The 26,993-nt window shown below is 61.9% G+C and carries 25 protein-coding genes; 15 read left to right on the top strand and 10 right to left on the bottom strand.

What is annotated here, in order from left to right; all coding sequences use genetic code 11:
- The first annotated feature begins 33 nt into the window (after positions 1 to 33).
- From ROS217_RS05280 to ROS217_RS05265, 4 genes are read left to right on the top strand one after another with little or no spacing between them, the layout of a single operon-like run.
- Complete coding sequence (locus ROS217_RS05280; RefSeq protein WP_009816648.1) at positions 34 to 1,041, top strand: AAA family ATPase; 1,008 nt, start codon at positions 34 to 36, stop codon at positions 1,039 to 1,041.
- A 1-nt stretch (position 1,042) separates the two neighbouring features.
- Entirely contained in the window at positions 1,043 to 1,927 is an 885-nt protein-coding gene (locus ROS217_RS05275; RefSeq protein WP_009816647.1) for a DUF58 domain-containing protein, read from the top strand.
- The gene (locus ROS217_RS05270; RefSeq protein WP_198134867.1) at positions 1,924 to 4,680 is read left to right on the top strand and encodes a DUF4159 domain-containing protein; all 2,757 of its coding nucleotides are present in this window, start codon (positions 1,924 to 1,926) and stop codon (positions 4,678 to 4,680) included. Before ROS217_RS05275 ends, ROS217_RS05270 begins: the two co-directional genes overlap by 4 nt.
- Positions 4,677 to 6,725 (top strand): membrane protein, encoded by a 2,049-nt coding sequence (locus ROS217_RS05265; protein ID WP_009816645.1) that lies wholly within the window; start codon positions 4,677 to 4,679, stop codon positions 6,723 to 6,725. Before ROS217_RS05270 ends, ROS217_RS05265 begins: the two co-directional genes overlap by 4 nt.
- 21 nt (positions 6,726 to 6,746) lie before the next feature.
- Here ROS217_RS05265 and ROS217_RS05260 read toward each other — a convergent pair whose 3' ends face one another.
- Both ROS217_RS05260 and ROS217_RS05255 read right to left on the bottom strand, forming a co-directional pair.
- Complete coding sequence (locus ROS217_RS05260) at positions 6,747 to 7,106, bottom strand: hypothetical protein (RefSeq protein WP_009816644.1); 360 nt, start codon at positions 7,104 to 7,106, stop codon at positions 6,747 to 6,749.
- A 36-nt stretch (positions 7,107 to 7,142) separates the two neighbouring features.
- Positions 7,143 to 7,862, bottom strand: a complete 720-nt coding sequence (locus ROS217_RS05255; RefSeq protein WP_009816643.1) for a DUF599 domain-containing protein — start codon at positions 7,860 to 7,862, stop codon at positions 7,143 to 7,145.
- An 83-nt stretch (positions 7,863 to 7,945) separates the two neighbouring features.
- Here ROS217_RS05255 and ROS217_RS05250 point away from each other — a divergent pair, with 83 nt between their 5' ends.
- The 6 genes from ROS217_RS05250 to ROS217_RS05225 all read left to right on the top strand — a co-directional run bounded on the left by ROS217_RS05250 (position 7,946) and on the right by ROS217_RS05225 (position 14,211).
- Entirely contained in the window at positions 7,946 to 9,379 is a 1,434-nt protein-coding gene (locus ROS217_RS05250; RefSeq protein ID WP_009816642.1) for an FAD-linked oxidase C-terminal domain-containing protein, read from the top strand.
- Positions 9,380 to 9,437: 58 nt separating this feature from the next.
- Complete coding sequence (gene glcE, locus ROS217_RS05245; RefSeq protein WP_009816641.1) at positions 9,438 to 10,583, top strand: glycolate oxidase subunit GlcE; 1,146 nt, start codon at positions 9,438 to 9,440, stop codon at positions 10,581 to 10,583.
- Positions 10,584 to 10,604: 21 nt separating this feature from the next.
- Entirely contained in the window at positions 10,605 to 11,927 is a 1,323-nt protein-coding gene (gene glcF / locus ROS217_RS05240) for a glycolate oxidase subunit GlcF (RefSeq protein ID WP_009816640.1), read from the top strand.
- A gap of 65 nt (positions 11,928 to 11,992) precedes the next feature.
- On the top strand, positions 11,993 to 12,796 hold the full coding sequence (locus tag ROS217_RS05235; protein WP_009816639.1) for a trypsin-like serine peptidase: 804 nt from the start codon (positions 11,993 to 11,995) through the stop codon (positions 12,794 to 12,796).
- Positions 12,793 to 13,605: a trypsin-like serine peptidase gene (locus ROS217_RS05230; protein ID WP_009816638.1), complete on the top strand. Its 813-nt coding sequence runs from the start codon at positions 12,793 to 12,795 to the stop codon at positions 13,603 to 13,605. Before ROS217_RS05235 ends, ROS217_RS05230 begins: the two co-directional genes overlap by 4 nt.
- A 138-nt stretch (positions 13,606 to 13,743) precedes the next feature.
- Positions 13,744 to 14,211, top strand: coding sequence for an Hsp20 family protein (locus ROS217_RS05225; protein ID WP_009816637.1), 468 nt, complete (start codon positions 13,744 to 13,746; stop codon positions 14,209 to 14,211).
- A gap of 49 nt (positions 14,212 to 14,260) precedes the next feature.
- Here the strand turns inward: ROS217_RS05225 and ROS217_RS05220 are convergent, their stop codons facing one another.
- Positions 14,261 to 15,496, bottom strand: coding sequence for an META domain-containing protein (locus ROS217_RS05220; protein ID WP_009816636.1), 1,236 nt, complete (start codon positions 15,494 to 15,496; stop codon positions 14,261 to 14,263).
- Between the two features lie 73 nt (positions 15,497 to 15,569).
- Positions 15,570 to 17,042, bottom strand: coding sequence for an NAD-dependent succinate-semialdehyde dehydrogenase (locus ROS217_RS05215; protein ID WP_009816635.1), 1,473 nt, complete (start codon positions 17,040 to 17,042; stop codon positions 15,570 to 15,572).
- Positions 17,043 to 17,132: 90 nt separating this feature from the next.
- On the opposite strand from ROS217_RS05215, the gene ROS217_RS05210 reads away from it, so the two are divergent.
- Together ROS217_RS05210 and ROS217_RS05205 are read left to right on the top strand one after the other, a co-directional pair.
- Positions 17,133 to 17,921, top strand: coding sequence for an alpha/beta hydrolase (locus ROS217_RS05210; protein ID WP_009816634.1), 789 nt, complete (start codon positions 17,133 to 17,135; stop codon positions 17,919 to 17,921).
- An 87-nt stretch (positions 17,922 to 18,008) separates the two neighbouring features.
- Positions 18,009 to 19,241, top strand: a complete 1,233-nt coding sequence (locus ROS217_RS05205) for an MFS transporter (protein WP_009816633.1) — start codon at positions 18,009 to 18,011, stop codon at positions 19,239 to 19,241.
- Here ROS217_RS05205 and ROS217_RS05200 read toward each other — a convergent pair.
- From ROS217_RS05200 to ROS217_RS05180, 5 genes are read right to left on the bottom strand one after another with little or no spacing between them, the layout of a single operon-like run.
- On the bottom strand, positions 19,238 to 20,161 hold the full coding sequence (locus tag ROS217_RS05200) for an alpha/beta fold hydrolase (RefSeq protein ID WP_009816632.1): 924 nt from the start codon (positions 20,159 to 20,161) through the stop codon (positions 19,238 to 19,240). The two genes, ROS217_RS05205 and ROS217_RS05200, sit on opposite strands and share 4 nt — an antisense overlap.
- Positions 20,158 to 21,075: an ornithine cyclodeaminase family protein gene (locus ROS217_RS05195; RefSeq protein WP_009816631.1), complete on the bottom strand. Its 918-nt coding sequence runs from the start codon at positions 21,073 to 21,075 to the stop codon at positions 20,158 to 20,160. The genes ROS217_RS05200 and ROS217_RS05195 overlap by 4 nt, the downstream gene beginning before the upstream one ends.
- Before the next feature lie 15 nt (positions 21,076 to 21,090).
- Positions 21,091 to 22,062, bottom strand: coding sequence for a DMT family transporter (locus ROS217_RS05190; RefSeq protein ID WP_009816630.1), 972 nt, complete (start codon positions 22,060 to 22,062; stop codon positions 21,091 to 21,093).
- Positions 22,063 to 22,071: 9 nt separating this feature from the next.
- On the bottom strand, positions 22,072 to 22,524 hold the full coding sequence (locus ROS217_RS05185) for a YaiI/YqxD family protein (protein ID WP_009816629.1): 453 nt from the start codon (positions 22,522 to 22,524) through the stop codon (positions 22,072 to 22,074).
- Between the two features lie 22 nt (positions 22,525 to 22,546).
- The gene (locus ROS217_RS05180) at positions 22,547 to 23,632 is read right to left on the bottom strand and encodes a CaiB/BaiF CoA transferase family protein (protein WP_009816628.1); all 1,086 of its coding nucleotides are present in this window, start codon (positions 23,630 to 23,632) and stop codon (positions 22,547 to 22,549) included.
- 147 nt (positions 23,633 to 23,779) lie between these two features.
- Between ROS217_RS05180 and ROS217_RS05175 the strand changes: the two genes are divergently transcribed.
- The gene (locus ROS217_RS05175; RefSeq protein WP_009816627.1) at positions 23,780 to 24,283 is read left to right on the top strand and encodes a CoxG family protein; all 504 of its coding nucleotides are present in this window, start codon (positions 23,780 to 23,782) and stop codon (positions 24,281 to 24,283) included.
- Between the two features lie 6 nt (positions 24,284 to 24,289).
- Here the strand turns inward: ROS217_RS05175 and ROS217_RS05170 are convergent, their stop codons facing one another.
- Positions 24,290 to 25,006: an SGNH/GDSL hydrolase family protein gene (locus ROS217_RS05170; RefSeq protein ID WP_040651132.1), complete on the bottom strand. Its 717-nt coding sequence runs from the start codon at positions 25,004 to 25,006 to the stop codon at positions 24,290 to 24,292.
- Positions 25,007 to 25,211: 205 nt separating this feature from the next.
- On the opposite strand from ROS217_RS05170, the gene ROS217_RS05165 reads away from it, so the two are divergent.
- Together ROS217_RS05165 and ROS217_RS05160 are read left to right on the top strand one after the other, a co-directional pair.
- The gene (locus ROS217_RS05165) at positions 25,212 to 26,141 is read left to right on the top strand and encodes an ABC transporter ATP-binding protein (protein WP_040651130.1); all 930 of its coding nucleotides are present in this window, start codon (positions 25,212 to 25,214) and stop codon (positions 26,139 to 26,141) included.
- Entirely contained in the window at positions 26,138 to 26,899 is a 762-nt protein-coding gene (locus ROS217_RS05160; protein ID WP_009816624.1) for an ABC transporter permease, read from the top strand. The genes ROS217_RS05165 and ROS217_RS05160 overlap by 4 nt, the downstream gene beginning before the upstream one ends.
- The last annotated feature ends 94 nt before the right edge of the window (positions 26,900 to 26,993 follow it).

Below are 26,993 nucleotides of genomic sequence, written 5' to 3'. Positions count from 1 at the left end.
TCTATAGGATATAGTTCTGACAGGAGTTTTGCCATGACCGATGACACCGATCTCTTGGCTGGGCTAGAGGCGCTCGAAGGGAAACTGGCCCAAGCACGCGACTCGATCACCCGGCGGTTCATCGGGCAAGAGCGGGTGGTCGATCTCGCACTGTCAGCTCTCCTTTGTGGTGGGCATGGGCTTCTGATCGGCTTGCCCGGTTTGGGCAAGACCCGTCTGGTAGAGACTTTGGGCACGGTTATGGGTCTGCATGCCAATCGGGTGCAATTTACGCCTGATTTGATGCCCGCGGACATTCTCGGCAGCGAAGTTCTGGAAACCGCCGAAGACGGCAGACGGGCGTTCAAATTCATTGAAGGCCCAGTTTTTTGCCAGCTTTTAATGGCTGATGAGATCAACCGCGCCAGCCCTCGGACCCAATCCGCCCTGTTACAGGCGATGCAAGAGCGAACCGTGACCGTGGCAGGTGTAAGCCGCTCGCTCGGCACGCCGTTTCATGTGTTGGCCACCCAGAACCCGATTGAGCAAGAAGGCACCTATCCGCTGCCCGAGGCACAGCTTGACCGCTTTTTGGTGCAGATCGAGGTGCCCTATCCGGACCGCGACACAGAGCGTGCGATCCTCTTGGCCACAACGGGCGCAACCGAAGAAACCGCTCACGGCGTATTCACCCCATCCGAATTGATCGCGGCGCAGCAGATGTTGCGGAGAATGCCGGTGGGTGAAAAAGTGATGGAGGTTATTCTCGATCTGGTGCGTGCCTGCCGTCCCGAAGACACAAGCGCTGCCGAAACGGTGCGTCAGAGTGTGGCTTGGGGTCCGGGGCCGCGCGCCGCACAGGCGCTGATGCTGACAGTGCGCGCACGGGCGATGTTGCAAGGGCGGCTTGCGCCGGATGCCAGCGACGTGGCCGCCATGGCACAGCCGGTTCTTGGGCACCGCATGGCACTCAATTTCGCGGCCCGTGCGCGTGGCGATAGCCTTGCGGCGTTGATTTCCCGGACGGTCGAAGACGTAACCCACGTGCAGGCTGCCGCCTGAGATGAACGCCCCCTCCCCAAACACCCTGCGCCCGCGCGCCGAGGCAGAGGCCGCCCGCCTGCCCCCACTTTTGGCGCGCGCAGAGCTTTTGGCGCGCACGGTGCTCTTGGGGGAACATGGCCGCAGGCGGGCAGGGGCGGGTGATGATTTCTGGCAATACCGCCCGGTCCAGCCCGGTGACAGCCGTCGGATGATCGACTGGCGGCGTTCGGGACGCTCAGACGTGCAATTCGTCAAGCAGAGGGAATGGCAGATCGCGCAGAGTGTGATGCTCTGGGTCGATCCCGCCGCATCAATGCGCTTTACCAGCGATAAAAGCCTGCCCGACAAGGCAGACCGCGCACGCCTTCTGGCTCTCGCGATGGCCTTGCTCTTGGTGCGCGGTGGCGAGCGGGTTGGGCTAACCGGCACCGCCTTGCCGCCCCGGCGTGGTCAGGCGCAAGTGACGCGGCTGGCCGAGGCGCTCTTGCACGAAAGCGACGAGGATTATGCCAGCCCTGAGATGTCCGGGCTTATCCCGCATGGTCGCGCGCTCCTGATATCGGATTTCATGGGTGATCTCTCACCACTGCGCGGCGCACTGACCGCTGCGGCGGATCGGGGCGTGCGCGGACTGCTCTATCAGGTGCTCGACCCCGCAGAAGAGGCCTTTCCGTACACAGGCCGCACGATTTTCGAAAGTGTCGGCGGCACTTTGGCGCATGAGACTCTCAAGGCGGGCGATTTGCGTGCGCGCTATCTGGAACGCCTCGCACAGCGCAAAGACGAACTCGCCACGCTCTGCACGGCGACAGGTTGGCGCTATGGCTGTCATCACACCGGAGAGAGCGCTCAATCGGCGCTCTTGTGGCTGCATGGCGCGATGGCCGGGGGGTCGGGCGCATGATTCTGGGTCCCATCGGTTTTGCGGCACCTTGGCTTCTTTGGGCGCTCGTCGCCCTGCCGATCCTCTGGATCATCCTGCGCGCCGTGCCGCCCGCGCCGATCCGGCGGCGATTTCCCGGTGTTGCGCTTCTCTTGGGTCTCAAGGACGAAGATAGCGTCAGTGATCGCACGCCTTGGTGGCTCTTGCTTCTGCGGATGTTTGCGGTCGCGGCTGTGATCGTAGGGCTGGCCGGGCCTGTGCTTAATCCGCGCGACGAAGGTGAAGGGCGTGCTTCGGGGCCGCTCTTGATTCTGCTCGACAGCAGTTGGGCCAGTGCGCGGGACTGGGCGGCTCAGATGGGTGTGATTGACGCGATGCTCGCCGAGGCCGGGCGCGACGGGCGACCGACGGCGTTGATGCAACTGAGCAAGGCCGAAACGCCCGTGTTTCAGGCTGCCGAAACCCTGCGCAGTCGGGTGCCGGGGCTGACACCCGCTTCTTGGGCGATTGGAGACGACGTTTTAGAGCGCGCCGCGGACATGTTGGGCGACGGTCAGTTCGAGACGCGCTGGTTCTCGGACGGGCTGGCGCAACCGGGACGCACTGAATTTTTGGAGGTTTTAGAGGCGCGTGGTCCGGTGACCGTGCATGAAAGCGCGCGCCCCGTCCTTGCGCTCACCCCACCCGTGCTGGAGGACAGTCAGATTATGCTGCGCGTCCTGCGTGCCGCGCCAGCACCCGAACGCGACATCACGGTGAACGCCCATGGTCTTGACCCCGCCGGGGTCTCGCGCATTCTGGCGAACCTGCCACTCAGATTTGACGAGGGGGCAGTCGAGACAACGGGTGCATTGTCCTTGCCACCGGAACTGCGCGCCCGCGTCACACGCTTTGAGATTGCGGGCGAGGCTCAGGCCGGTGCCGTGACCCTGACCGACGACGGTTTGAAACGCCGTGAGGTGGCCCTGATCGCAGGCCGCGAGGATCGTGAGGGCCTGGAACTCTTGTCGCCGCTTCACTACCTCCAGCAGGCGCTCAGCCCGACGGCCGATTTGCTGGAGGGGGGGCTGATGGATATTCTGCCTGCGAATCCGGACGTGATCGTTCTGGCGGATGTGGCGACGTTGTCGGGTGCCGAACAGGCGGCTCTGCTTGAGTGGACCAACGAGGGGGGGCTTCTCCTGCGGTTTGCCGGGCAACGGGTGGCGGCGAGCGATGTGTCGCGCAGCGACGAAGATCCGCTCATGCCCGTACGTTTGAGGGCGGGTGGACGTACGGTCGGTGGCGCGATGAGCTGGGGCGAACCCAAGGCCCTTGCCCCCTTTGTCGAGGGAAGCCCGTTCCAAGGACTTGCCATTCCGTCCGATGTCACCGTCAGCGCGCAGGTCATGGCGCAACCCGATCCAACTCTGGCAGACCGGGTGATTGCCCAATTGACCGATGGCACGCCTTTGGTCACGCGCAAGCGCATCGGCGCGGGGCAGGTGGTCTTGTTTCACGTCACCGCCAATGCAGAATGGTCGAGCCTGCCGCTCTCTGGTCTCTTTGTCCAGATGTTGGAGCGGTTGGCGGTTTCTTCGGCCATGGCCCCGCCTGATGCAGCAGAACTTGAAGGCACCATTTGGCAACCCCTCGAAGTGCTCGACGGGTTTGGACGGCTGAAGGACGCGGACAATCGCCCCGGCGTGCCGGGAGAGAGACTGCTTGAGGCACCGCTTGGCCCCGATCTCTTGCCGGGTCTCTATGACGGGCCAGAGCGAAGCGTTGCACGAAATGTGATTGCGGCAGACACGGTGCTGACCCCGATGGAGTGGCCCGCTCGCGTCACGGTCGAGGGGCTTGAACGTGCGCCTGAAACACCTCTGGCGGGTTGGCTCTTGGCCGCAGCGCTCCTTTTGCTGACGGCGGACATTCTGGCGTCGCTGGCCCTTTCAGGGCGACTTTGGCCTGCGCGCGCGGTCGCTCTGCTGGCACTCACGCTGAGCCTTGGTGCGGTGCAAGAGGCGCGAGCGCAGGATGATGCCCGCGCAATTCTCGCAACAGAGGAACTGGCGCTCGCGCATGTCCTCACGGGAGATGCGCAGTTGGATGACACCGCCCGCGCTGGGCTCCGTGGTCTCGGACAAGTGCTCAATTTCCGGACCTCTGTAGAGCCGGCAGAGCCGATTGCCGTCGATCTTGAGCTGGACGACCTGACGTTCTACCCGATCCTATACTGGCCGATCAGCGCCAATCAGCCGACTCCCTCAGCGGAGGCATATGTCAAGTTGAACGACTATTTGCGAAATGGTGGTCTAATTCTCTTTGATACGCGGGATGCTGATATCGCAGGATTTGGTGCGGCCTCGCCAAATGGCGCGCGTTTGCAACGATTGGCGGCGCCCTTGGATATTCCACCGCTGGAGCCGCTCCCCGAAGATCATGTTCTCACACGAACTTTCTATCTCTTGACCGACTTTCCGGGCCGTCACATGGGCCGCGCCGTGTGGGTAGAGGCGGCACCTCCGGATGCCGAACAGATCGAAGGCATGCCATTTCGCAACCTGAACGATGGTGTGACGCCTGTGGTGATCGGTGGCAACGATTGGGCCGCTGCCTGGGCGGTGAACGAGCGCGGCGATCCGATGTTTCCGGTGGGCCGAGGCTATGCGGGTGAGAGGCAAAGGGAACTGGCCTACCGCTTTGGTGTGAATTTGGTGATGCATGTGCTGACAGGTAACTACAAATCTGACCAGGTGCATGTGCCTGCACTTCTCGACAGGTTGGGCCAATGACCGCAAGTGTGATCTTTGATCCTCTTCTTCCGGTTTGGTTGATTGCTGGGCTGGCGATCATCGTGGTCGCGGGTCTGGTGTTGGCGATCTGGAAGGGGCTTGCCGGTTGGCCGCTTCGGGCGCTCGCGGGGCTGGTTATACTCGCCGCCCTCATGGGCCCCGCCTATCAACAAGAAGAGCGCAATCCGCTCAGTGATATCGTGCTAATCGTCGAGGATGAAAGCGCCAGTCAGGGACTGGCGGACAGGGCGGAGCTTACACGAGAGGCCGCAGAGACGCTTGCAGCCCGTCTTGAGGCGCGCAACAACACGGAAGTGCGCCGCATTCGGGTGCCTGACGCCCCGGACAATGGTGGCACGCAGGCAATGACCGCATTGGCGCAGGCGATGGCCGAAGAGCCTCTGGGTCGAATCGCCGGCGTGATCATGCTCTCGGATGGGCGCATTCACGACGCAGAGCGTGCGCCGGATATTCCCGCGCCGCTGCATTTTTTGCATACAGGCCGCGAGGGCGATTGGGATCGGCGGCTGAAGATCGACAACGCGCCCGCCTTTGCCATTCTAGGCGAAGAGGTGCAGATGACGCTGACGGTAACCGACGAGGGGGCTGCGCCCGAGGGCGTCACCAATGTACCGCTCGATATCTCGGTGGATGGTGAGGAATCGCGCCGCTTTGAGGTTCCTTTGGGTCAAGAAATCACCTTGCCGTTGATCCTCCCACACGGGGGCCGCAACGTGCTGCAATTCTCCACCCCTGCCGTGCCAGGCGAGTTGACTGAGCGCAACAACACCGTGCTGGTGCAGATCAACGGGGTACGCGACCGGCTCAGCGTGCTCTTGGTCTCTGGTCAGCCGCATCCCGGAACCCGCACCTGGCGCAATCTTCTCAAATCCGACAGTTCGGTTGATCTGGTACATTTTACCATCCTGCGGCCACCGGAAAAGCAGGATGGCGTGCCGGTGCGGGAATTGTCGCTGATTGCCTTCCCGACCCGCGAGCTGTTTCTGGAAAAGGTTGATGATTTTGACCTGATCATCTTTGACCGGTATCGGCGGCGCGGTATTTTGCCGAACGTCTATTTGGAGAATATCCGGCAGTATGTCGAAAATGGCGGTGCCGTCCTCTTTGCGGCCGGTCCGGATTTCGCCGGGGCCGAGAGCATCTATCGCGGTCCGTTCGAAGCCATTGTGCCCGCTCGCCCAACTGCCCGTGTCATTGAGAAAGGGTATTTGCCCAAGGTTACGGATCTGGGCGCGCGGCATCCGGTTACCGCAGGGCTGGAGCAGGAGTTTTCCGGTGAATGGGGTCGTTGGCTGCGCCAAATCGAGGTCAATCAGACCGCCGGTGACGTGGTGATGTCTGGTGCAGATGATCGGCCCTTGCTGCTGTTGGACCGCGTGGGTGAGGGGCGCGTGGCGCTCTTGGCCTCGGATCATGCATGGCTCTGGGGGCGTGGATTTGAAGGCGGTGGACCGCAACTCGAATTGCTACGACGTCTGGCGCATTGGATGATGAAAGAGCCGGAACTGGAGGAAGAGGCGCTCTGGGCAGAGGCGACAGGTCAGCAAATGCGAGTCATTCGCCGCTCGCTTGAGGACACTGTTGGTCCAGTGACCATTACAACACCTTCGGGCGAAGTCATCGAACGCTCGCTTGACGAAGTGTCGCCTGGACGGTTCGAGACCGTCTACGATGGACCAGAGATTGGTCTCTATCGGTTGGAGAACGATGATCAACGCGCGGTCATTGGCCTTGGCCCCGCGTCGCCGGTGGAGTTTGAGCGTACAATCGCCAGCGCCGAAGTGCTGCAACGCTCGGTGGATGCCACCAATGGCGGGGTGTGGGCATTGCAGGACGGCGTGCCTGCGATCCGTGACATACGCGAAGGGCGTCCGGCTGCCGGGCGCGGTTGGATCGGTATCACGCCACGCGGTGCCTATGAAACCCAAAGCCTGCGCCAGATGGACATCTTGCCGCCTTGGCTTGTCCTGTTGCTGGTGTCTGGGCTGATCCTGGCTGGCTGGCTAAGAGAGGGGCGGCGGTGAAACCGAGGTGAGCAATGGCGGTCAAGGCTCCAACGCGACACGAAATATCTCGCTGTTCCATCCATCAACCGAGCAATGGGCCCGCACAAAGATTTCTTGCGCGCCGTCTGGCAGCGCCAAGTCATTCAACGACCGGGTAAAGGGCTGCTCCTCGACATGTGGATGATGCAGCAGGCGATAGCCCAGCCGATTTCCCTCGGCGTCAAGCACTTCCCATCCATCGACGTAATGATCCCATCCGGTGTCAGGGTGCATGAGTGTGACCGCCACCTGTAGACCCGTGCCGGATTTTTCGACACGCACTCCCAGAATTTCTGGCTCATGGGCGAGCAGGGGACCGGCAATTAGAACGGCGGCGAAGGTTAGGCAAATATGTCTCATGCAGGAGAGTATAACTTGCCCCGCAGCAAAACACAGTCACGTCTGAGTGTGGCGGTCCGTCACATCCGGTTGCATGAGCACCACGCGGGACTGAGAGGCGAATTCCCGACGCAACAACACGAGGCAAGTCACTGTCGTGCCCCCAATCAGCGCGATCGGGCCGAGCAGCCAAGCCGCCGCGGTCAATGCGAAATAGATCGCCCGAAGGCCACGATTGAAGCCGCGCGCCGCCGTGATATTGATCTCTGCGGCCTTGCGCGCACGCGGCAGAGCGGCGGGATCGGTGGGGTCATTGGGCACAGCGGCCATGATCACGGCGCAATAGCCAAAGAGGCGATTGGACCAGACAAACTTGAGAAAGGCATTGGTGAGAAAGATGAGGATCACGAGGATCTTCACCTCCCACACAATGACCGGTACGGTTGCCGGGGTCAGATCGTCTGCAATCCCCATCACCCGATCCAGATCGCCCAGCATCGCTAGCGCCCCGCCGATGGCGATCAGTGTGGCCGAGGCAAAGAACGCAGTGCCCTGTCTCAGGCTCGCCAGAAGCTGAGCATCAAAGATGCGCGCGTCGCGGGCGACCATCTGCACCATCCACTCGCGCCGGTACTGAGCCATGAGCGCCGTGACCGACGGGCGTTTGCGGGGCGGGTTCTCGATCATCAGGCCAAGCAGAAGCCATCCCCCGACCAATGCACCGAGTGCTACGGCATCCAGACCGTTGAAATGTGTCAGTTGATCCATCCAAATCATTGCATCACGCTATCCTTGAGAGGTTTAACTTGCCAGATGCAAAAATTGGTTATATTTTATTACCAATCAGAGAGGAACATATCATGGAAATGCCCGTCCCCCGTCCAGAGATTCTGGCGCGCAAGGCTGAACTTGTTGAACGTTTGCTCGAAGTTCTGCCCGCAGATGCGGTGATTTCCGATCCGGCCGAGACACGGGCCTATGAATGCGATGCCCTCACTGCCTACAAGTGTCCGCCACTGGTGGCGATTCTGCCGGGATCGACCGAAGAGGTCGCAGCCGCCCTGCGCATCTGTCACGAGATGGGTGTGCCTGTGGTGCCTCGTGGTTCAGGCACATCGCTGGCAGGTGGAGCATTGCCGACCGCCGATAGTGTGATTCTCGGGGTGGCGAGACTGAACGAGGTTTTGGAAACCGATTACGACAACCGCTTTATCCGGGTGCAGACCGGGCGCACCAATCTCAGCGTGACGGGGGCAGTCGAAGAGTATGGCTTTTTCTATGCACCTGATCCGTCGAGCCAACTGGCGTGTGCAATTGCGGGCAATATCGCGATGAATTCGGGCGGGGCGCATTGTCTGAAATATGGGGTCACAACCAACAACCTGATGGGTGTGACCATGGTTCTGATGGATGGCACCGTGCTGGACCTGGGCGGCGCACATCTGGAGGCCGAAGGGCTGGACCTCTTGGGGGTTGTCTGTGGGTCCGAGGGGCAATTGGGCGTCGTGACCGAGGCGACGCTGCGCATCCTGCGCAAGCCTGAGGGCGCGCGGCCTGTGCTGATCGGATTTGACAGCAACGAGGTGGCGGGTGCCTGTGTCAGCGACATCATCAAGGCGGGCGTGCTGCCGGTGGCGATTGAATTCATGGACCGCCCCTGCATCGAGGCGACCGAGGATTTCGCCAAGGCAGGCTATCCGATGTGCGAGGCGCTGCTGATCGTCGAAGTCGAAGGCTCGGACGCCGAGATTGACGAGCAACTGGGCCTGATCGAAGACATCGCGCGGCGGCATGATCCGGTGGAATTCCGCCAGAGCCGTTCGCCCGAGGAAAGTGCGGCTATTTGGTTGGGGAGAAAATCGGCCTTTGGCGCGATGGGGCAGATCAACGACTACATGTGCCTTGATGGCACTATCCCAGTCAGCCAATTGCCGCATGTTCTCAAGCGGATTGGTGAATTGTCCAAGCAGTTTGGCCTTGATGTCGCCAATGTGTTTCACGCGGGCGACGGCAATATGCATCCGCTGATCCTGTTTGATGCCAACAAGCCCGGGGATCTCGAACTGTGCGAAGATCTCGGCTCGGAAATCCTCAAGCTCTGTGTCGAGGTTGGTGGCTGTCTGACCGGCGAGCATGGGGTGGGGATCGAAAAGCGTGATCTGATGACCCATCAATATGCGCCCGAAGATCTGGAGGCGCAGATGGCGATCAAGGATGTGTTCGATCCGAAATGGCTTCTTAACCCGGCCAAGGTCTTTCCGCTGGCGTCCTCTGACGCCCGGCGTGTAGCCTGAGCGATCCGACCGGGGGCGTCGCCCCCGGACTCATGAGTATTTTCCAAGAAGAAGCAGCATGACACCCAACACCGAGGCAGAGCTTGCCGAGATCATCCGGGGTGCCGACGGCCCCTTGCGCATCGAAGGGGGTGGCACCCGCCCGATTGGCGCGCCGTCGAATGGCGCGCGACTGAGCACCGCCGCGATGCGTGGCATTACGCTCTATGAGCCCGGCGCGCTGACGCTGGTGGCACGAGCGGGCACGCCGCTTGCGGACATTGAGACGGCGCTCGCGGCAGAAGGACAGCGGCTGGCGTTTGAGCCGATGGATCACCGGGGTTTGCTGGGCACATCTGGCACGCCCACGATTGGCGGCGTCGTCGCCGCAAATGTCAGCGGGCCGCGCCGGATTCAGGCCGGCGCCTGCCGCGACTTTCTGCTGGGCGTGCGATTTGTCGATGGGCGCGGGCAGATCGTCAAGAATGGCGGTCGGGTGATGAAGAATGTCACCGGCTATGATCTGGTCAAACTGATGGCGGGCAGTTTCGGTACGCTGGGGGTGCTGACTGAGGTCGCGCTCAAGGTCTTGCCGCGGCCGCGCAGCATGGGAATGCTGCGGATCGAGGGGCTGAGCGATGCCGCGGCCGTGGCGGCGCTTTGCCGCTCTTTGGCGTCGCCCTATGAGGTAACGGGGGCCGCGCATCTGCAACAGGGGCCGGATGGCACGTCGGTGACGATGATCCGGCTGGAAGGCTTTGAGAACTCGGTCGCCTACCGCGCCGAGGCGCTGACACGCCTCTTGGCCGAATATGGCACTTGGATCTTTGAGGCGGATACGGACAAGACCGCCGCGCATTGGGCGCATATCCGCGATGTTGGACCGTTTCAGAAACAGGCGGGTAATGTCTGGCGCTTGTCGGTGAAACCCACCGATGCGCCGGGGATTGTGGCGGACCTTCCGGGTGCGCGGGCGTTTTACGATTGGGGTGGCGGGTTGATCTGGCTGTTGGCCGCCGAGGGATCGGGGCTGAGTGCCGCTAGAGTCCGCAGCGCAGTGGCGGCGCGCGGTGGCCATGCGACGCTGATCCGCGGGAATCGCAGCCAAGGTGCATTTCCCCCCCTGCCTGCGCCGGTTGCGGCGTTGCAAGAAGGGCTGCGGCTCAAATTTGATCCAAGGCAAATTCTGAACCCCGGGCTGATGGCCACGGGTGCAGCCGTTTGAATGGCGGGAAAGTAGAGATAGATGAAAACCGAATTCACCGCCGAACAGCTTGAAAACCCCAAGATTGCCCGCGCCAACGAGATCCTGCGCTCTTGCGTGCATTGCGGGTTCTGCACCGCCACCTGTCCGACGTATCAGGTTCTGGGTGATGAGTTGGACAGTCCGAGAGGGCGGATTTACCTCATCAAGGATATGCTGGAAAATGACCGCGTGCCGGATGCCAAGACGGTCAAGCATATTGATCGCTGCCTGTCCTGTCTGGCCTGCATGACGACCTGCCCCTCTGGCGTGCATTACATGCATCTGGTGGATCAGGCGCGGGAATATATCGAAGAGCGCTACAAGCGTCCCTTGGGGGATCGCGCGCTGCGCTGGATTCTGGCGCGAATCCTTCCCTATCCAACGCGGTTCCGGTTGGCTTTGCTTGGGGCCAAGATCGGGCGGCCTTTCGCGCGGCTGATGCCCGATGCGCGGCTGCGCGCGATGCTGGAGATGGCCCCGAAACAGGTGCCACCCGTGAGCCGCAATGACGATCCGCAAACCTTTGCCCCCCAAGGGACGCGTAAGAAGCGCGTGGCTTTGATGACGGGCTGCGCGCAAAAGGCGCTCAACACCGACATCAACGATGCCACGATCCGCCTGCTCACGCGGCTGGGATGTGAAGTGGTGGTGGCTGAAGGGGCGGGTTGTTGCGGGGCGCTCACGCATCACATGGGCAAGACTGATGAAAGCCACGCGACGGCGGCCAAGAATATCAAGGCTTGGGCGCGTGAGATGGATGGCGCGGGCCTTGATGCCATCGTCATCAACACCAGCGGTTGCGGCACCACGGTCAAGGATTACGGCCACATGTTCCGGCACGCGGCGTTGGCGCAGGATGCTGCGCGCGTGAGCGCGATTGCCATGGATGTGAGCGAAATCCTGATGCAGCTCGATCTGCCGCAAGGCGAGGACAAGGAGATGGTGATCGCCTATCACGCCGCCTGTTCGCTGCAACATGGACAAAAGATCAAGACCTATCCCAAGGACCTCTTGAAGCGCGCCGGGTTCGCGGTGGTGGAACCGGCGGACAGCCACCTCTGCTGCGGATCGGCAGGCACCTATAACCTGATGCAGCCCGAGATTTCCAAACAGCTCAAGGCACGCAAGGTGCGGACGCTGGAGGCGAAGAAGCCCGAAGTGATCGCGGCGGGCAATATCGGCTGCATGATGCAGATCGGTTCTGGCACCGGGATTCCGGTGGTCCACACGGTCGAGTTGCTGGATTGGGCCACGGGGGGGCCGAAACCGCCCGCCATGAGCCGCGCGGCCCAAGGGATGACCGGGGTTCCGATCCTGCGCTGATCCGGTCATAATCTGGCCCAAAACGCTTGCTATCCGGCAAGTGTCTGGACCCGGTCGGAGACCTCATGCTGCGCCTTATCATCACCCTTCTGTCAGCCTGCATCGCAGGCGCGTCGATGGCGCAGGACAGCCGATTGCAACGCTTGGATGTCGGCGACGAGGCCCGCCAGTGGGAGGCTGTGGGGCGGCTGGAATTGGGCGGGCGCGGGTTTTGTACCGGGGCGCTGGTGGCCCCCGATCTGGTGCTGACGGCGGCGCATTGCCTCTTTGACAAGGAAACCGGCGCGCGGCTCGATCCAGCGCGGATCGAGTTCATGGCCGGGTGGCGTAATGGCCGCGCGGCGGCCTACCGCTCGGTGCGCCGTGCGGTGACACATCCCGACTATGCACCGGCGACCGATGTGACCGCAGATCGCGTGCGCAACGACGTCGCGCTGCTCGAATTGTATCACCCGATCAACAACACGCGCGTGACCCCGTTCGAGACCGACGAGCGCCCGCGCAAGGGACAAAAGATTGGCGTTGTCAGCTATGCCCGCGACCGATCCGAGGCGCCTTCGCTGCAAAATATCTGCGAAGTTCTGGCGCGTCAGGATGGCGTTCTGGTCATGTCTTGCGATGTCGATTTCGGATCGAGCGGCGCGCCGATCTTCAGCTTTGAAGGCGGGGTGCCGCGCATTGTCTCGGTTGTCTCGGCTATGGCTGAGGTCGAGGGGCGCAAGGTATCGCTGGGCACACAATTGACCGATCCGTTACGGGTGCTGCGCGCGACGCTGGATGAGGGCGGCGGCGTGTTTCAGGATGCAGCGCCCAAGATGTTCACCTCTGGCGTCCGCCGCGATACCGGCGCGAAATTCGCCAAGCCATGAGAGGCTGGCGCGCCTGTCTTGTGGCGCTCGTTCTCAGCGCATCGGGCGCTATGGCGCAGACAAGCGGCCTTATTCGACTGACCGACCGCGACGATCTCTTTGGGTGGGAGGCGGTGGGCCGGGTCGACCTTGGGCGCGATGGCTATTGCACGGGCGTTCTGATTGCCCCCGATCAGGTTCTGACGGCGGCGCATTGTGTCTTTGACCGAGCGCAACGTGCGATCCCTTCCGACATCATCCGGTTTCGCGCCGGTCTGCGCGATGGCGTCGTCATCGCCGAGTCTGGCGTGGCACGCTATGTGGTTGCACCCGGATATGATCCGGCGGCAGGGATGCAGGCCGAGAATGTCCGGCGCGATGTCGCCCTGATGCACCTGACCACCCCAATTCCTGCGGCCCTCGCGTCGCCGTTTCACCTTGCGGCCACCCCTGCGCCGGGACAGCGGGTCAGCGTCGTTTCTTATGGCCGGGACCGAGACAAGGCCCCGTCATGGCAGCGTGATTGCGGTCTCTTGTGGCGGTCCGAGGGGGTCATGGGGTTTGATTGCGCAGTGATCAACGGCTCGTCCGGCGCGCCGGTCTTCGCGCGGGATGGCGGGCGGGTGCGGATCCTGTCGCTGGTCAGCGGTGGCAATTGGGACGGCGGCGAAAGCCGCGCTTATGGCGTGGACCTGCCCGACCTCGTGGCGCGGCTGAAAAAGGATCTGCGTGCGGCGGCCTCGCGCCCGCTTGCGGCAAACCCGGGGTTCCGGCGCGTGACGGTGGGCGGGGATGCGGCAACCTCCGGGGCGAAGTTCGCGCGGCCCTAAGCGCGCGGGCTGGGGTCTTGACAGCCGCTAGAGCACTTCCCAAATCACAGGTGTTCCGGTGCCGCAGGACGGGCCGGACGTATAGCCTGTCCCCACAGGGGAAGGCGCAACTTGGTATCGCTCAATGGAGGATGACCCATGCGTAATTTTGACCTAGCTCCGCTTTATCGTGCCACGGTCGGTTTCGACCAGATCGCTGATCTCTTGGACCGCGTGATGGCCAGCGATGTGACACAGCCGACCTATCCGCCGTACAACATCGAGAAAACCGCAGACGATGCCTATCGCATTTCGATTGCGGTGGCTGGATTTGCCGCCGATGATTTAGGCGTCGACGTGAAGGATGGCTCGCTTGTCGTCTCGGCGCGCAAAAGCGACGAAACCGAAGGCCGTACCTATCTGCATCGCGGCATCGCCACGCGGGCTTTTGAGCGTCGTTTCCAACTCGCCGATCATGTGCGCGTGATGGGGGCCACACATGCCGACGGGATGCTGCACATCGACCTGCGCCGCGAAGTGCCCGAAGCACTCAAGCCGCGTCGCATCGCGATTGCCAGCGGCGACATTGTGACCAAGGATGTGGTGGACGCCGACAAGGTGAACTAAGCGTCTCAATCCAAGCTCGGTCAGACTCCTCTGGCCGAGCGTTGGCTGTTCAGGGACGCCGCGCTTCGATCAGCAGGCTGTCTTCGGACCCACCGATCAGGTGCAATGCGCCATCCTCGGTGATATCGAATCGCGCCACCTGTTCCAACGCATCGAGCATGCGGCGCTCTTGGTCCATCAGCGGTTCAGGGCAGGCCATCAATGTGCTGCCCATGGAGCCAAAATGCAGCCCCTCACCAGTCAGTGTGTAGCCCCCGACCAAACGGTTGCAGCCTGTGCCGCCGGCCAGCCGACCCGGTGCCGTGAAGTTCAGGGATAGCTGCTCTGGCTCGATCAACTCTGCATCCCCCAAGGACATGACCTGCCAGGTTGATCCAACCAGCAAGTCCTCAGGCGCACCACCGCAGCCTTGGAACGTTCGTCCGCCAAGGTCCAGGGCCGCCGCGTCTGGATGCGGCATGCCAGTGGCATCGTCCCTGCAAATCCCCTCGCGGATCGTCAGGCGTGCCTCGACATCGGACATATCAAACACATAGGCGCCGGGCAGGACCTGCACATCGGGACGAGGAAGAGTGTGGGTGATCTCACCGTAATCTGCGGTGATTATGGCGGTATCGTTTAACACGACGGACCACCCGGGCTCATTTCCGCCGGCGCGATAGCTCTGCTGTTGCGGTGGCGGTGCCTCCTGACATTCGGGCAGATCCCGTCCTTCTAACCGGACCATGGCCGTGTCACCCTTGTTCCAAAATTCCGTATCCCGGTCTTTGATGCCCTCAAATCGCGCGCCAGAGGCGGATACCGCCTGTTTCATAGGAATATCTCGTCCCTCGGCGCGCAGGACAATTTCATCCCCCAACATGCCAAAGGAAACCGTGGTATCCCCACAGATAAAATCGACGGCAAAGGCCAGTGCCGAGACCGGCTCCAGAATGAGTGTGCCGAGGTCGACCGGTTCCGTCCCAGCTGCAAAGGGCAGGTCCCGCAGAATCCAACGCGGTTGGTTATGTACCCGGATTACCGCGCTCAGCCGTCCCGATAGGTCGGCAGGCACCGTCATTTCAAACGGTAACGGCACCTGTTTGCCATCCGCGTCAATCGTCACTTCACCCAGCATGGTTCCGAAACGCCCTTCGGCCACGACGACGGCGCGAGCGTCGGGAGGCAAGGCGATGCGTTGCAGATAGCCAAGCCCGCCAGAGACTGTGCGCGTCTCGTCCTGTGCCTGTGCCACGACCGCGGACGATAAGGTCAGAAAACTGGCCAAAAGGATCGAGCGGGGCATCGCCTGCCTCCATTGCAACTAGAGTTGCGGGCATCCTAGCGATTGCCCCGCCTTTGGTCGAGTACCGCTTTGGTCAGATGCTCATGCAAATGTATTTCATTTCGAGGAAATCTTCGATCCCGTGATGACTGCCTTCGCGGCCAAGCCCGGACTGTTTGACGCCGCCAAAGGGAGCAACTTCGGTCGAGATAATCCCGGTGTTGACGCCGACGATCCCGTATTCCAGCGCTTCGGCCACTTTGTAGACGCGGCTGAGATCCTTGGCATAGAAATAAGAGGCCAGTCCAAAGATCGTGTCATTGGCCATGGCGATCACATCGTCTTCTGTCTGGAACTTGAAGAGCGGTGCCAGCGGACCGAATGTCTCGTCAGTCGCAAACTGCATATCTTGCGTGCAACCAGTGACGATGGTGGGGGGCAGGAAATACCCCGCACCCTGCGTCGGCTCTCCACCACCGAGAATGACCGTGGCACCTTTGGCTTTGGCGTCGGCCACATGCTCTTGCACCTTGACGATGGCATCGGCGTTGATGAGCGGTCCAAGGGCTACGCCCTCGTCCATGCCGTCGCCCATCTTGAGCTTTTCGACTGCCGCCTTCAGCTTGGCGGCAAAGGCGTCGTAAACTCCCGCCTGCACATAGATCCGGTTGGCGCAAACACAGGTCTGGCCATTGTTGCGGAATTTGCAGAGGATCGCACCCTCGACCGCCGCATCGAGATCGGCATCGTCGAACACGATGAACGGCGCGTTGCCGCCCAGTTCCATCGAGCATTTCATCACCTGATCGGCGGCTTGTCGCAAGAGGATGCGCCCCACCTCGGTCGAGCCGGTAAAGGTGATCTTGCGCACGGCCGGGTTCTCGCAGAATTCCTTGCCAATCTCGGAGGCGCGCGACGAGGTGACGATGTTGAACACCCCCGCCGGAATGCCTGCGCGCTCTGCCAAAAGGCCCATCGCGGTCGCAGAAAGCGGCGTTTCCGCAGCTGGGCGGCCAACGAAAGAGCATCCCGCCGCCAGCGCCGGGGCCGCTTTGCGCGTGATCATCGCGTTGGGGAAGTTCCATGGCGTGATGGATGACACGACACCGATCGGCTGTTTGATCACCGTGATCCGTTTGTCACGCTGGTGACCGGGGATTGTCTCGCCATAGATCCGCTTGGCTTCTTCGCCAAAGAATTCAATGAAGGCCGCGCCATAAGCGACCTCGCCCTTGGCCTCTGCCAGTGGCTTGCCTTGCTCTGAGGTCAGGATAACGCCCAGATCGTGCTGGTTCTCAATCATCAGGTCAAAGAAGCGGCGCAGAACGGCGGCGCGTTCCTTGCCGGTCCATTTCGCCCATTCCTTTTGTGCGGTCTCGGCGGCGGCAATCGCGCGCGCTACCTGCGCGCGGCTGAGGTCGGCCACATGCGCGATGACCTCACCGCGTGCCGGGTTGGTCACCTCAAAGGTGCCATTGTCGCCATCCACCCACTCGCCATTGATATAGGCCCGTTCGCAGAGCAGGCTGGGGTCCTTGAGCATGGATTTCAGGTCGGTCTTGGTCATGGCGTTTCCTTCTTGGCATGGCTTTTGGTCTCGCAAACACAGACCAGCTTGGGCTAGGAATGTCTAGGGCCAGATAAGGGAGAATGCGCTGTGGAACTGGACGATGCCTATGCCAATGTACCTTATATTCCCGGTGGGGCCCAGTATCCGGCGCGCTGGACCGTCGCGGCCGAGGCGTTCCGCGCCCGACTAAGCGCAGAGCGGCGTGCCGAGCTTGGCCTGCCCTATGGCGACGGCAAGCGGCAGGCCTTTGATCTCTTTCACCCCAAGGATACGGCGCGGGGGCTCTGCATCTTTGTGCATGGCGGCTATTGGTTGCGCTTCGATCGGTCCTTTTGGTCCCATCTGGCAGCGGGGGCGCTGGCGCGAGGCTGGGCGGTGGCGATGCCGTCCTATGACCTCTGCCCGGAGGTGCGTATTTCGGACATCACCCGGCAGATTGCCCGTGCGGTTTGCGTTCTTGCGGCGCAGAGCAACGGGCCGATAGCCCTCGTCGGGCATTCGGCGGGCGCGCATCTGGTGGCGCGGATGGCGGTGCCGGGGGTTCTTCCCAGTGATGTGGCGGCGCGGTTGAGCCACGTCATGCCGATTTCCCCGGTGTCGGACCTGCGGCCATTGCTGCAAACCTCGATGAACGAACACTTCCGGCTTGACCGGGCGGCGGCAGAGGCTGAGAGCCCGGCGCTCATGCGGCCTCGGCCCGTGCCGGTCACGGTCTGGGTCGGCTCTGACGAGCGGCCGGTGTTTCTGGATCAGGCGCGGTGGTTGGCAGAGGCGTGGAACGCGGGCCATGAGATTGCCAAGGGGCGGCACCATTTCGATGTGATCGAGGCCTTGGCCGATGGGGATAGCCGTATGGTGTCGCAACTCCTGAGGTGACGCAGAACGTGATGACCCCCATCACAAAGCGTGAATTGACGCCCCCGTGCATTTCCGTAATCTGCGTCAACATCGCGCGAGGACAGTATGCTGAAATCCAAACCTCTGATTACCCCCGTGCTCGTTGCGGGCTGCGTGATCATTTTGATCTCCTTTGCGATCCGCGCATCGTTCGGCGTGTTCCAGATTCCGATTGCGACCGAGTTCAACTGGCCTCGCGCCGAATTTTCACTCGCCATCGCCATTCAGAACCTTGCGTGGGGCATTGGTCAGCCCATCTTCGGCGCGCTCGCGGAAAAAATCGGCGACCAAAAGGCGATCATTCTGGGCGCGCTGACCTATGCGGCGGGTCTGGTGCTATCGTCCTTTGCCGTCACGCCCGAGGCGCATCAGATGTATGAAATCCTCGTGGGGTTTGGCATCGCGGGCACCGGCTTTGGCGTGATCCTCGCCGTGGTGGGGCGGGCAAGCTCGGACGAGAACCGCTCGATGAGCCTCGCAATTGCCACCGCTGCGGGATCGGCGGGGCAGGTGTTTGGCGCGCCGCTGGCGGAATTCCTGCTGTCGCTGATGACATGGCAGAGCGTGTTCCTGATCTTTGCCGCCGTGATCATCGCTGTCTTGGCCATGCTGCCCCTGATGCGCGCGCCCGAGCCGGTGGGGCGCGCAGTGATCGAGGAATCGATGGGCACGATCCTGCGCCGCGCCTTTCGCGATCCGTCCTTTACGCTGATTTTCTTGGGTTTCTTCAGCTGCGGCTATCAACTGGCCTTTGTCACCGCGCATTTCCCGGCCTTTGTCACCGAAATGTGCGGCCCGATCCTGCCCGGTGGGGCGCTGCATAACATCGGCATCACCACCACCTCGGCGCTGGGCGCTGTGGCGATTTCGATCATTGGTCTGGCCAATATCGCGGGCACCCTCACGGCTGGCTGGCTGGGCAAGCGCTACTCCAAGAAAAACCTGCTGGCGGGCATCTATCTGGGCCGGACCCTGATTGCGGCGGCGTTCATCATGACGCCGATCACGCCTGCGACGGTGCTGCTCTTTTCGGTCTCGATGGGGGCGCTTTGGCTGGCCACCGTGCCGCTGACCTCGGGCCTCATCGCGCATCTTTACGGGCTGCGTTACATGGGCACGCTCTATGGGATCGTGTTCTTTTCCCACCAACTTGGCAGCTTCATGGGCGTCTGGCTGGGCGGCAAGATGTATGATCTCTATGGCGATTACACGATGGTGTGGTGGATCGGCGTTGGGGTTGGCGCATTCTCGGCAATCGTCCACCTGCCGGTAAAGGAACGGCAGTTACAGCCAGCCTAATCGCGCACGAGATCGCGCATGGCGCGCAGCACCTCTTCGCTATGGGTATAGGTCAGACCATGGCCTGCACCCTCGATTACCTCCTGTCGCGCGCTGCGGTTGATCTCAGCCAGACGTGCCATACTGCGCAGCGGGATGATCGTATCCTCGCGCCCCCAGATGGCCAGCACCGGCAGCCGCGTTTCGGCGATATCGGCATGCTCTTCGGTCAAATCCTCGGACACCATCCCACTGATGGAGCGCGCCACGGCAGGCACAAAGCCGCGATAGCGCAGCTGGGCCTGTTGCAGATCGACAATGCCCGGCACGCTGCTGGGCAGGTGCCGCTCTGCCTCGCAGCCCTTGCGAAAGCTGCGCGGGAAACCTGACAGCATCAGCCATTGCGCCAGCGGTCCACCCTGCGCGACCCGTTCGGCCAAGCGCCCCAGATCATGCCCGAGCCCGGCAGGTGCTATCAGCACCAGCGCGCGTAGCTGCTCGGGATGCAGCGCGGCAAAGGCCGTGGCAATCGCGCCGCCCATGGAATAGCCCACAAGCGTAAAATCCCCTGCGATCCCCTGATCCTCGAGCAACTCCTCAAGCTGGGTGATGAAAAAGGCGCTGTCCTGCGGGCCGTCGGGCCGGTCGCTATAGCCGCGCCCATAGAGGTCATAGACCAGCACGCGGTAGCCAAGTTTGCCCAGTCCCGCCGCGATGCCATGCCAGACAAAGCAGGGCGTGGTGAGACCATGCACACAGACCGCCACCGGCCCGCGCGTGGCGCCCAGCCAGCGATAGTGGGTCTTGCCGCGTGATAACGTGACGAAATCGCCGGGGGCGTCCTTGCGGAGATGATCGGTCATCGCGGGTTTCATCGCCTCCCGAAGGAATGGGGCCGCGATGGCCAACCCTGCAAGGATGAGCAGTCCGAACCAGATCATGCCACAGCCCTCCAGGCATCGAGGATATAGCGGCTGGTCATCAGATCGAGATGCGCCCCGCCGCCGTTTTTGAAAAGGGTGATCTCCTCGGGCGCGTGCCGTCGAAATCTCTCAGGATCATAGAAATCGGCGATGAGGTGGTCGCGGGTGATCACGCCGCTCGCCAGTGGTGTCATGATCTCACCGATATGATCCACCGTGGTATCGAAACTATCGACAAACACCCGCGCCCGCGCGATGGCCGCATCATCCGCCTCGCGCATGTCAGGCCGATAGGCCCCGATCAGATCGAGATGCTGGCCGGGGCGCAGCCAGTCACCCTTGATGAGCGGATCGGTGGACATGGTGGCAGAGGTGATGATATCCGCCGCGCGCACCGCCGTTTCCAGATCCTCGGCCACTGTGATCCCGTGACAGGCAGCGGCCATCGCAGCAGCATTTGCATGGGTTCGGTTCCAGACGCTGAAACGCGCCTGCGGGAAAAGCGCGCGATAGGCCTGCCAGAGCGAGCGACCCACGGTGCCTGCGCCGACAATCAGGATGGTTTCGCTATCGGGCCGGGCCAGCCGCGTGGCGGCATAGAGGCTGTCGCCTGCGGTTTTCCACTTGGTCACAAGGTGGAAATCCACCAGCGCCTCCAGCGTGCCATCGGTATCGGAATAGAGGTTGACCGCCCCGTTGATCATCGGCGCGCCCTGCTCTGGATTGCCCGGAAAGATCGTGGCGGATTTCACGGCAAGTCCCATCCCGTCGATCCATGCCGCCCGGTTGAGCAGCGTATCGCGGCCGCGATAGAGCAGCGTATCGGCAATCTCGGCCTTGGGCAGTCGGTGCCCCGCCTCGAATGCCGCGCAAAGACCCCGCCACTCCAGATGCGCCTCGCCTTGGGCAAAAGGAATGATCGTCAGGCTCATGCGTCTCTCCTGTGTTTAGCGGCGATAGGTCGGGCCCTTGGTGGCCAGCGTCGCATCCTTGACCGACTCGCGCCACAAGAGATAGAGGCCAGAGCCCACAATGAGCGCAATTCCGATCCACGCGGTGGCATCGGGCCAGGTGCCAAACACCGTCACCCCCCACATGATCGCCATCGGCATGGCCACATATTCAAAGGGGGCGGCAAAGGCGGCCTCGGACAGGCGGTACGCCTGAGAGATGAAAAGCCCGCCCAACATGCCGGAAATGCCGAGCATGATCAGGATCGGCCAATCCCCCGGATCAGGCCAGATCCAGGCGCGAAACAGGAACTCCAGCGAAGGATGCCCCATCCCGGCAAACCGCCCGTCGCCTAAGCTAAGACCGATCAGGCTGCTTGCGATCACAAAGGTAAGTTGGATGTAGAACGCCATGGTTGGAGCGCTCTCGGTCCCCCCGATCTTGCGTGCCAGAATGTGCATAACCGCATAGAGAAAGGCCGCGGCAACCGGCAAGAGCGAGGCAAGTTGAAACGCTGCCGTGCCCGGTTTCACGATCACCATCACGCCGAAAAAGCCCACGCCAATGGCGGCCCAACGCCGCGTGCCGACGGTCTCTTGTAGGAACAGCACGGAAAACACCGTGATCACCAAGGGCGAGACAAAGAACACCGCGACCGCATCGGCAATCGGCATCGCCGCCAGCCCGAGAAAGAGACAGGTATTGGCGCTGACCACGCAGAGGCCGCGCAGAAGGTGCATTCTCGGGCGGCGCGTGCGCAAGAGGGCGAGACCGCCCGCAAAGGGCATCACAAAGGCCACAAAGGCCGCCATGCCCACCAGTGCCCGGATGAACACCACCTGATGCAGCGCATAGCTGTCAGACAGGAACTTGATCCCCACATCGTTGAGGGAAAAGCACAACACCGCCGCAAGCGCATAGGCGGCGCCAATGAGGTTGGAGCGCTGAATAGTGATGGCTGTCGTCATGGGGGTCCTTCAGATGTTACGGGCCGCCGCGCGCACCGCCCGTTCCAGCGCGTCGAGAAAACGCGAGCGGTCGGCCTTTGTAAACCCTTTGCCGCCGCCCTGCCGGAATGGATCGGCGGCGCGCAGGTCGGTCATCAGATCGCGCGTCGCCAGTACATTGCCGATATTGGCACCGGTCAGCGCCTCGCCATTGTGTTTGAGCACCAGCGCGCCAGCCGCCACACATTTCGCGGCCAGCGGGATATCCCCGGTGATCACCACATCCCCCGGCCCCGCGCGCTCGGCAATCCACATATCCGCCACGTCGGGGCCATCCGGCACAATCACCGTCTCGACCAGCGGATTGCGCGACGGGCGCAACCCACCATTCGAGACCACGAACATCCGCAGCCCGTGCCGCGTGCCGACACGCTCGACCTCGTCCTTGACCGGGCAGGCATCGGCATCGACGTAAATGGGCATGGCGTGGTCCTTTAGCAAAGGGTCAGAGTGGAGCCTTAAGCCAGGCGCGAATTTCGGCGCTGTGCTCTCCGCGTGTGGGCGGTGGGGCGATGCTAGGGCTTGCGCCGTCAAAGCGCGGCGCGGGCGCGGGGCACAAGCTGCCTGCCTCCTCTTGCCAGATGCCGCGCGCCGCCATATGCGGATCATGTGCCGCCGCGTCAGGGGACAGAACCGGCGCGACACAGGCGTCAGACCCGGCAAAAACCTCAGCCCAATGTACCAGCGGTTTTGAGGCAAAAAGCGTGGTCAAAGCTGCGCGCTGTTCCGGCCATTGCGCGCGGTCCTGCTGCGCGGCAAAGCGGGGATCCCGCGTCAAGCCCAGACGCGCCAGAAACGCCGCGTAAAACTGTGGCTCAAGGCATTGCACCGAGAGCCAAGCGCCGCAGGCGCAGGCGTAAACACCGCTCCAGTGCGGGCCATCAAGCAGGCTCTGACCACGCGTCATGCTGAGGTTGCCCGTGGGCATCATCGACATCAAGAGCGCCATCATATGCGCCGAACCATCCACAATGGCCGCATCCACCACGGTGCCCAGTCCGGTGCGCCCGGCGTGGATAAGTCCCGCCAGCAAGCCCGCCACGAGATAGAGCGCGCCGCCGCCGACATCGCCCACCAGGGTCGGGGGCGTCTGGGGTGGTGTGCCGGGCGCACCCGCATACCAGAGCGCGCCGGAGGTGGCGATGTAATTGAGGTCATGCCCTGCTTCTTGCGCGCGCGGCCCGGTCTGGCCCCAGCCGGTCATACGGCCGTAGACAAGGCGCGGGTTGGCGGCCTGCATCACCTCTGGCCCCAGCCCCAGACGCTCCATCACGCCGGGGCGGAACCCCTCGATCAGCGCATCCGCGCGTGTGATCAGGGCGCGGGCGGTGGCTACATCCGTCGCGGTCTTGAGGTCGAGCACGATGGACCGCTTGCCGCGATCCAAGAGGTTGCGCGCGCCTGCCACCGGATTGCCCGCACCGGGGCGATGGATCACGATCACGTCCGCCCCCATCTCGGCCAGCATCATCGCGGCAAAGGGGGCCGGCCCCAGCCCCTCGAATTCCACCACGCGCAGCCCTGACAGCATCCTAGCCCCAATCTCGTTTTGGCGCAGGGTAAGGGCAGCGGCGCGCGAAGGCCAGATGCCTTGCGCTGCTCCGACTTTCTGCTCCCTTGGCGCGGCACGGGCGCTGCGCTAGGGTGCAGGCATCACGGACTGGGAGGGGATGACCACATGCAGATGAGTGACGCACGCGACATCAAGGCGGATCGGGCGACGGTCTGGGCCGCCCTGCTCAGCCCCGAGGTGCTCAAGGAATGTGTGCCCGGCGCCCAAGACGTGACAGGCACGCCAGCGGATGGCTTTGAGGCGACCGTTGTGCAAAAGGTCGGGCCGGTCAAGGCCACGTTCAAGGGCATGGTGAAAGTTTCGAACATTGTCGAGATGCAGAGCCTGACCCTGACCGGTGAGGGCAAGGGCGGGGCCGCAGGCTATGCCAAGGGTGGCGCCAATGTGCGGCTGGAGGATAGCGAGACCGGCACGCGGCTGAGCTATGATGTAGAGGCCAGCGTCGGCGGCAAGCTGGCACAATTGGGCAGTCGGTTAGTGGACGGTTTTGCCAAGAAGATGGCGGATCAGTTCTTTGCCCGTCTCGAAGAGGTGCTCGAAGGGCCATCCGAGGATGACCCTGAACCCGAGGCCGAGAAGAAGGGCTGGCTCAAACGGTTGATTAGTTAGCATCGGTCAGTCTGTCATGATCCGGTTATGAGAAACCCGCCCGGGATCATTCTCCACAACGATCCGCGCAATGCGTTGACCGATCATGCGGCTGGCCTTGAACGAGGGGTGAATAAGGTCGATGGCGTGATAAGAGCGGTCGCCATGGGGCACCATATCCGCCAGTGGCAGGAAGTGTACGCCCCGGTCCAGCCCCGCGAGAAGGGCCACGCGACGATCCATCTCGGCCCCTTCATCGGTGCAATGTTCCACTGGTGATGTGATACCGGGCGTGCGCAGATAGCCCACATAGATCACCTGTGCGCCGCTCTGACGCAGACGTGAAACAAACCCTGGGATCACGCCGCGCCGCCCGTCGCTGGAAATCAGGCGATCCAGCTTGCCCGCGCAGCGCATGCAACCGCAGCCAAGCCAGAGATCATTGCCGCCGCCATTCAGCACGGCCCAATCCCAATCGCCCTGACGAAATTGCTTGGTAATATTGAGGCCAAGCGCACCGCTGATGGGCAGGCGGTAGAGGAATCTTGCCCCGGCAACCGACATGTCGGTGACGCGCACGCGCAATTCCCGCTCAACCGAGGAAGAGACCGAGCGCCCCAACAGTTTGTGCATCGCCAAGAGAGAATCACCCATCACAAGAATGCGCGGTTCTGCGCGGCTAGGGGTTGGGGTCATCATCATCCCCAATACCAGCAGGCTCAGGGCGAAAATCTGTCTGATCATTCCGTCATCCTCGTGTCCGTCAGGCGCGCCACAGGGCATCTCCGATACTCTAACAGCATGCCGCGAAACTATGAACAAACTCACAAAAACAGACTGTTCTCTGATCGGCAACGCCGCGCATCGGCGCACAGATGCCTATGCGGGGATGCATGTTGCGCTCAGTCACCAGCGGTTTACGTTCTGCGTACAAAAAAAGGGGGCTGATATGGCGGCAATCGTCAGGGTCGAAGGTCTGACCAAAACCTACAGGGGCGGGTTCACTGCGCTCGACAATGTTACGCTCGCCATCGAAGAGGGTGAGATTCTCGCGCTGCTTGGTCCGAACGGCGCGGGCAAAACAACGCTGATTTCAACGCTGTGCGGAATCACCACGCCCACCGGCGGGCACGCTTCTGTCGGCGGGCATGACATCATCACTGGATATCGCGCCGCGCGGGCGATGATCGGCCTCGTGCCGCAGGAAATCGCGTTGGAGCCGTTTGAAAAGGTAATCAACACCGTCCGGTTTTCGCGCGGCCTATTCGGCAAGCCACGCGACGAAGTGCTGATCGAGAAAATTTTACGGCAACTGTCACTTTGGGACAAACGCAATAATCGGATACGGGAACTGTCAGGCGGTATGAAGCGGCGGGTGCTCATTGCCAAGGCGCTGTGCCACGAACCGCGCGTTCTCTTTCTGGATGAGCCGACGGCGGGCGTCGATGTGGAACTGCGCCGGGACATGTGGGAGGTGGTGCGCGATCTGCAGAAGAGCGGTGTGACCATCATTCTCACCACGCATTATCTGGAAGAGGCAGAGGCAATGGCAGATCGCATCGCGGTCATCAATCGGGGAGAAATCCTGCTGATTGAGGACAAGACCGCATTGATGCGCCGAATGGGCAGTAAGTCGTTGCGCATTGAGCTTGTGACCTCTCTCGACACAATCCCTGCGAGCCTTGCGACCTATGATTTGGACCGTGCCGAGGATGGACATTCGCTCATCTACAACTACCAAACGCGTGCGGAGGGCACGGGGATCACCCGGCTCTTGCAGGCATTGGCCGAAGAGGGACTATCGGTGCGTGACATTGAAACGCGGGAGAGCAGCCTCGAAGAAATCTTCGTAGGCCTCGTGCGGGAGGATGCGGCATGAACCTGCATGCGATCCTTGCGATCTATATCTACGAGATGAAACGGTTTTTCCGCACTATTCTTGAGAGTCTGCTGTCACCGGTCATTTCCACCACGCTCTATTTTGTGGTCTTTGGCGCAGCCATTGGGGGCAGAATCGAAGAGGTCGAAGGTGTGAGCTATGCCGCCTTCATCGTGCCGGGTCTTATCATGCTCAGTGTGATGACGCAGGCGATCAGCAATGCGTCTTTCGGAATATATTTCCCGAAGTTCATCGGCACGATTTTTGAGTTGCTGTCGGCCCCGGTCAACTTCCTCGAAATCGTTCTGGGCTATGTTGGGGCCGCTGCCACCAAGGCACTGATGATCGGCGCCGTCATCCTCATCACCGCCAGCATCTTTGTCGAACTCGACATTCAGCATCCGGTAATCATGGTTGTATTTCTGCTGATGATCTGTGTCTCCTTTGCCCTGTTTGGGTTCATCATCGGGATTTGGGCCGAGAACTTTCAGCAATTGCAGCTTATTCCGCTTTTGGTGATCACCCCCTTGGTGTTCCTCGGTGGCGCGTTTTACTCGGTCTCGATGCTGCCGCCTGCGTGGCGGGTCGTTACGCTCTTTAACCCGGTGGTCTATCTCATCTCGGGTTTCCGCTGGTCCTTTTTTGGTGTGGCGGATGTGGGTATTGGCTACAGCCTGCTGGCGGTTGGCCTGTTCTTTGGCCTTTGCCTCGCGGTGGTCTGGCTGATCTTTAAGACCGGCTACCGGATTAAATCCTGAGTGTCGCTGCGTGATCTTTTTCACGCGGCGCCGTCTTTATTGCTTCGATGTAGTGGGGTCAGTTGCGCGGCCTGCCTTGTTTGTCTTGGCTCAG

The sequence above is a fragment of the Roseovarius sp. 217 genome, from assembly GCF_000152845.1.
GTDB lineage: Bacteria > Pseudomonadota > Alphaproteobacteria > Rhodobacterales > Rhodobacteraceae > Roseovarius.
This window is presented reverse-complemented; position numbering and strand designations above follow the sequence as displayed.